2 protein-coding genes are annotated in these 1,367 nt (G+C 63.6%); both read right to left on the bottom strand.

From position 1 onward, the window contains the following. A partial coding sequence (gene murB / locus ACESMD_RS07350) for a UDP-N-acetylmuramate dehydrogenase (RefSeq protein ID WP_372611768.1) occupies nt 1–827 on the bottom strand: 827 nt, incomplete at its 3' end. After that, nucleotides 824–1,300 (bottom strand): low molecular weight protein-tyrosine-phosphatase, encoded by a 477-nt coding sequence (locus ACESMD_RS07345; RefSeq protein WP_372611770.1) that lies wholly within the window; start codon nt 1,298–1,300, stop codon nt 824–826. The genes murB and ACESMD_RS07345, both read right to left, overlap by 4 nt. Nucleotides 1,301–1,367: the final 67 nt, after the last annotated feature.

The following is a 1,367-nucleotide window of genomic DNA, read 5'->3' as shown; positions in this document are numbered from 1 at the left end:
TCGATGAGCCAACCGGCCGCCAGTTTCACCCTGCCATCGGCTCGCGGGAAATGCGGAAGATCGGGATTATCGGCCAGCAATTCACCTGCCGTTATCGCATCCACCAGGGGATTCTTGAAGAAGCTCCCTGCATTGTTCAGTACAGCGGGATCGGGCAGTTTCTCGCGGCGGATGGCACAGACCGCCTCTGCCACCTCCAGCGCCGTGGGATCGGAACCGACACGGCTCGCCAGGTCACCATAGCCAAGCCGGGGTTGCGGTAAACGGGACAGGCGAAGCGCCAATCGAGTGATCACCACCCGGGCGTCCAGGTTTGTCTTGAAGATACTGTCCCGATAGCCGAAGCGGCAGTCGGCGGCAGAAAAGACCGCCTCGCGGCCATCGTCGAGATACATCAGGTGCACGGACTCGAGGACATCACCCAACTCGACACCATAGGCGCCGATATTCTGGATCGGGGCGGCACCGCAATGGCCGGGAATCAACGCCAGATTCTCGATGCCCCAGAGCCCGCGAGACGCCAGGGTCATCACCAGGTCATGCCATACCATCCCTGCCTCGACATGCACCAGGCGCTCCTCTCCCCTTTCCTCCAGCCACCAGGCATTCATCGCCGGCTGGAGGACGAGGCCGGTCAGGTTATCGGGCAGGATGAGATTGCTTCCCCCGCCCAGCAGCGTCAGCGACCAGCCGTGATCAGCGGCCCGACGAATGGCCTCGCCAAGGGCATCATGATTTTCGGCAACGGCAAAGCGCTCGGCCACGCAGGGCAGACCCAGAGTATTGGCGCTCGACAGGTCCTTGTCTGCGACGATCGTCAGGCTCAAGAGGCGGCTTCCAGGCGGCCAAGGATGTCATCGAGCAAGCCCCGGGAGGCGATCTCGACCAGGTCGAGCACCTCCTCGAACCCCTGGTCACCCCCGTAATAGGGATCGGGGACGGCGCGGCCGTCCAGACCCGCGAAGCCCAGGAAGAGCCCCAGGTGGCCAACGACGTCCTGCGGGGCTCGTGACCGCAGGACCGCCAGATTATCGTGATCCATCGCCAGCAGGTAATCGAAGCGGTGGAAATCGGTATCGGCCAACTGACGGGCTCGCAGCGCCGAGATATCGATGCCACGACGCTCAGCTGCCTGCCGGGCACGGTCATCCGGCGCCTTGCCAAGGTGCCAGTCACCGATCCCGCAGGAATCCACCTGCACCCTGTCGTCGAGGCCGCGTTCCTCGAGCAGGCGACGGAAGACACCCTCGGCGGTGGGCGACCGGCAGATATTGCCCAGACACACGAACAGCACTCGCATCATTGATCTCCTGCCTGACCATGGAGAAATTCACGCACACGGGCCAGGTCGTCGGCGGTGTCCACCC

Source organism: Halomonas sp. (genome assembly GCF_041689495.1).
In the GTDB taxonomy this organism is placed as follows: domain Bacteria; phylum Pseudomonadota; class Gammaproteobacteria; order Pseudomonadales; family Halomonadaceae; genus Halomonas.
The sequence above is the reverse complement of the archived record's forward strand: the minus strand, read 5'-3'. Positions and strand labels throughout refer to the sequence as shown.

What these genes read in the sequence shown, in the direction of transcription:
- ACESMD_RS07345 (WP_372611770.1), bottom strand. Translation starts at nt 1,300, where the DNA reads ATGCGAGTGCTGTTCGTGTGTCTGGGCAATATCTGCCGGTCGCCCACC.